The following is a 3,670-nucleotide window of genomic DNA, read 5'->3' as shown; positions in this document are numbered from 1 at the left end:
ATAGGTTAATTTACCTGGTCAATATTCAGTGCGTATAACTGCGTTTATCTGGTCAATATTGAGTGCGCGCCAACAGAATTGGGCGCAGAAAGAGCTAGCGGCTAAAGTGGCGATTCGTTTTCAGCAACTCAATAAGTACGAGAGCGGCTTAAATATTCCACCTGCCGAAATGCTGGTGAAACTGGCCGATGCTTTGGATGTGACGGTAGATTTTTTATTGACCGGCAATCCGCTTGAAGATTCACCGCTGGCCAGCTCGCGGCTATTCAAACGTTTTCAGGTACTGGAAGGTTTGGCCTCTGATGATCAGGAATTAGTCATTAAGGTGATTGATGCCATGATCGCCAAACAGCGCATGGAATCAGCGCTGCTATCGGTCGATAAATAAACACCTGGCAGCTAAGGCGAAGCAATAAAGCTTTTTCTTAGCAACTAAAAAAAGAAGCCACTGCATCCGGGAAGTTCGGAGGTAGTGGCTTTTTTTATTGTAAGAAGAGACTGTTTAAAATAAAACGATTTTCCCTGTAATAGGGGTGATAGCTGCGCCACCCTTGGCTTTGCAGGCTGTTTTACGGGGTAGCTTAATATTGGAATCGGCCTAGCATAATATGCCGCCAATCCAATGCTGGCGCGGCTGTTGAGAGAAACCGTGAGGTTGCGTGGTGTGTGATAAATAATAGGGGGACGGGTCTCCCGTGTATCGCCTATTGTCTTGAATTGGCTTGCCTGTCTTTAGTGGTCGAGGTGATTTTTAAGGCCGATAACAGCATATAAAATGACATATGAGCTAATGCAAAATGACATACAACGACATATGGTGACATATGAATGGCATGCAACATCATGGCGAGTGTGCACCAATAGATAATCGCTCTTTCTTAGGCGCTAAAAAAGAGAAGCCACTCGCATCCGGATTACCGGAGGGAGTGGCTTTTTTATTTTATAAAAGAAGAGCTTAGTCTATCTAGAATTTTAAAATAGCATGCCTCGCTTGCGCTTTATCCATGCGGGTTTTAAGCCTATCTGGCTTGTAGCCCGCATGTGGATTGCGCTCTGCGCTAGATCACTTTTGAGATTTTAATTTTCATCATCTACCTAGATACAGTGGTGCTCACCCTACCTGGCTGCACCGACCTTAGTCTGGACTGCGCTTGCTCGTTTTCCCAAGTAGCCAAAAGCAAATCAACATTGAAATACCTAGCGCAAACAAAATTAGATTTCTTAATACTACATCTTCGCTATTTGGCACTTTAATATCGTTCCACGAATAATAGTCAGGATCAGGAATTGATGTCGCAAGCACATATAACAAGAAGCACCAGCTTCCCATTTTCCCTAAGAAAAAAAGGTTCTTAATGCTCAATACGCTTCCAACAAAACCAATCAATAAGGCCCCAGATATCGCGACCCGAACCCATAGATTTAGAGTAGGAAAAAAATTGGATAGTGCGCTCAAAAAAAATATAACTCCTCCAATTTGAAAGAGCAAGATACCTAATAAGATTTTTCGTTTATTTTTTTTCACAATCGTCACACCATTTCATCCAATCATCTGGAGATTTATTTTGACGCTCAATACCTGCCATTCCAGCCATCCAAGCATCCATAGAAAAAGGAGATGTTGCTGTACCTGGAAGGATCTTATGGAGTTGCCAAATGGCGACTCCGGTGCGTGTACCACCAATTTCGTTCGGCCAGCCCGCAGAATATAAATAGTTTTCTGCTTCCCGATAATCTGGCTTATACCAATTTGGCCTCCCGACTCCACCAGGTGCTTTTTCTTTTCTGGCATCATTTTCTTTTCCAAAAGCACATTGGACGTTCCCTTTACACTCTTTTATATATTTGCATATAAGAGCCTTTGCAGCTGGAGAAGGTGCCAAAGGTGGCGGCGGTGGCGGCTGTCTCCAGCCGGGAGGACGCCCATCAAGTCCCTCCGGATCAATAAGACCGACTGGATTCCCGTTCACATAGCTGTAAGTGTTTATGCCGCCTCTGATCCGATTGGGCTCAGAGGCGGCATAAACACTTACACCTATGTCGGAGGCAATCCACTTCAGTCTAGTGATTCATTTGGCCTAATTCTGCTGGTCTACGGCGATATGAATGGAGCATATCAACAAGCCAGGGATTACCTGGATAAAATTCCCGAAATGAAGGAAATATTTGATAGATTGGAGCGATCGCGAGAAGTGTATTCCATCATCATCAATAGTGAGCACGATGATAGATTTATAGAGGAAAATAATTTTATAAGGTGGGATCCTACTAGTGCATTATGTCTTCGCGATAGAGATGGGAGGCCAAATGGAGGTTCTCAAACTCCAGCGTTAGGATTGGGGCATGAGGCTGGGCATGCAGATGGAGCTCCACGCGGAGCGCCCCGTCTTCCAAGAATTCCTTACTACGGCAACGCGGAAGAACAACGCGTGATCGAGGGGGTTGAAAGTATCGCCGCAAAAATTTTAGGAGAAAGTATCCGAAATAATCACGGTGGGAAAGCAAAAAGAGTCACATCGCCCACGATGAGACCTAAAGATTGTGAGTGCAAAAAATAAATATTTATCACAATTAAATTACCGTTTTGTAATTTCGTTTGTAATAAATATTTCGCGAATTCAAGTTTCTATTTTAGATTGCGATTTCTCATGAAAAAATCATATTCCTTTTTATTGAGTTCTATTTTTTTATTGTCCATTTCAAGCCCAAGTTTTAGCAAGGTAGAACTAATACAGGAAGCACAAGTTAAACAGAATAAGCTGACGTCTTACATTCGCGAGCATCGCGTGAAATCTGTTGAAATCATCTGGATAAATCCAACTACAGAATTTCGTCAAACTGTTTCACCAATGGATATAGAAAAATTATTTGACAGAAAATTGATTATTAGACGGCTCTGGGGTGACGCTCTTGAAAAAAGTTTATTGGCAGCGATTAAATCAACAACATTTTTTAAACCTGATGATAAATTTGAAATCGATATACGCTGGGGTGTAAAATTTTTCGACGAAAAAAGTGACGTACCAATTGCATCAATATTTGTTGATGGAAGCGGGGAGCTAGGTATGATAGACGGTACTCCGGTTGCAATGCGAGGAGATTTTTATCAATGGTTGGATAGAAATTTTTCGAAAACTTTCAAGATGGGAAATTAGAAAATCAGTCAAAGGGGTCACCCATTAGCCCCCCAGTAACTCGGTAAGGCGCAATCTTTTTGTAACTCGGTAAGGCGTAATCTTCGCGTAGGGCGACAATGCGAAGCAATTGCGCCGTATGGAATGTGTCATATTCCAGCGATGCCAAATGACAGGCGTAAATGATTACCTCGAACTCAACGTTTAAAATTACTCTTCTTTTATAAAATAAAAAAGCCACTCCCTCCGGTAACCCGGATGCGGGTGGCTTCTATTTTTAGCGGCTAAAAAAGGAGGCTTATTTTTTTGCTTTAGACGCTTTAGGTTTGCCCGGCTTCTCGTCCTGCTCCACAAAACCAATCGGACGTTTCTTCACCGGTTCCGGTTCCGGCGGGGTCATCAATTCGCGGATCGCCTCAAACACCTGCTTGAGTTGCACGCGGGTATTGTGCTCAAAGGGGCGTTGGTGCACTTCAAACTCGAAAAGCGGTGATGTTACGATGCGGCCTCAATTTTACTGATCGCCCCGATGCCCA

General features: G+C 43.2%; 6 protein-coding genes. 3 read left to right on the top strand and 3 right to left on the bottom strand.

Annotated elements, in window-relative coordinates:
- Positions 1-28: 28 nt before the first annotated feature.
- Positions 29-388, top strand: a complete 360-nt coding sequence (locus QN395_RS21010) for a helix-turn-helix transcriptional regulator (RefSeq protein ID WP_323493016.1) — start codon at positions 29-31, stop codon at positions 386-388.
- A 747-nt stretch (positions 389-1,135) separates the two neighbouring features.
- Here the strand turns inward: QN395_RS21010 and QN395_RS21005 are convergent.
- Together QN395_RS21005 and QN395_RS21000 are read right to left on the bottom strand one after the other, a co-directional pair.
- On the bottom strand, positions 1,136-1,534 hold the full coding sequence (locus tag QN395_RS21005; protein WP_323493015.1) for a hypothetical protein: 399 nt from the start codon (positions 1,532-1,534) through the stop codon (positions 1,136-1,138).
- On the bottom strand, positions 1,512-1,883 hold the full coding sequence (locus tag QN395_RS21000) for a hypothetical protein (RefSeq protein ID WP_323493014.1): 372 nt from the start codon (positions 1,881-1,883) through the stop codon (positions 1,512-1,514). Before QN395_RS21000 ends, QN395_RS21005 begins: the two co-directional genes overlap by 23 nt.
- Positions 1,884-2,102: 219 nt before the next feature.
- Here QN395_RS21000 and QN395_RS20995 point away from each other — a divergent pair, with 219 nt between their 5' ends.
- Both QN395_RS20995 and QN395_RS20990 read left to right on the top strand, forming a co-directional pair.
- Entirely contained in the window at positions 2,103-2,558 is a 456-nt protein-coding gene (locus QN395_RS20995) for a hypothetical protein (RefSeq protein ID WP_323493013.1), read from the top strand.
- Between the two features lie 90 nt (positions 2,559-2,648).
- Entirely contained in the window at positions 2,649-3,155 is a 507-nt protein-coding gene (locus QN395_RS20990; protein ID WP_322121828.1) for a hypothetical protein, read from the top strand.
- 277 nt (positions 3,156-3,432) lie between these two features.
- On the opposite strand, the gene QN395_RS20985 is transcribed toward QN395_RS20990, so the two are convergent.
- Positions 3,433-3,606 (bottom strand): hypothetical protein, encoded by a 174-nt coding sequence (locus QN395_RS20985; protein ID WP_322121827.1) that lies wholly within the window; start codon positions 3,604-3,606, stop codon positions 3,433-3,435.
- Positions 3,607-3,670: the final 64 nt, after the last annotated feature.

The organism is Undibacterium sp. RTI2.2, from assembly GCF_035018705.1.
Classification (GTDB): Bacteria; Pseudomonadota; Gammaproteobacteria; order Burkholderiales; family Burkholderiaceae_D; genus Undibacterium.
Note: the sequence above shows the minus strand (reverse complement) of the source record. Positions and strands in the feature narration are given on the sequence as shown.

Excerpts from the sequence above, each read along its gene's own strand:
- QN395_RS20995 (WP_323493013.1), top strand. The coding sequence starts at position 2,103 with ATGAATGGAGCATATCAACAAGCCAGGGATTACCTGGATAAAATTCCC.
- QN395_RS20990 (WP_322121828.1), top strand. The coding sequence starts at position 2,649 with ATGAAAAAATCATATTCCTTTTTATTGAGTTCTATTTTTTTATTGTCC.